Raw genomic sequence first — 254 nt, 5'->3', positions numbered from 1 at the left:
GTCATCACAAGATAACGTTCTTCTGATTGCTCGCGGTCATCAGGACTTTCATAGTCTACCCACAGGACAAGGTGCTGAATACCTACTTTAAAGAAAAAGCTAGGACTCATATCGTTGTGCCAGCTCTTGTCTGTTAGCCAAGGGTAGTCTGCCAAATTAAACCCTAAATTAAAGCTTTCACCAAACTCGCGTTTATATAGTGTCATTTTTAACTCCTTAACGTTATTACACATCTTATCATTGGTGTATAGAAC

1 pseudogene is annotated in these 254 nt (G+C 39.4%); it reads right to left on the bottom strand.

Annotated features, from left to right (window positions below):
* A pseudogene (locus AAEY98_RS22520) lies at window positions 1-206 on the bottom strand (hypothetical protein); the annotation flags it as partial.
* Window positions 207-254 lie beyond the last annotated feature (48 nt).

Origin of the sequence: Shewanella sp. AC91-MNA-CIBAN-0169 (assembly GCF_040310165.1) — a bacterium.
GTDB lineage: Bacteria > Pseudomonadota > Gammaproteobacteria > Enterobacterales > Shewanellaceae > Shewanella.
Note: the sequence above shows the minus strand (reverse complement) of the source record. Positions and strands in the feature narration are given on the sequence as shown.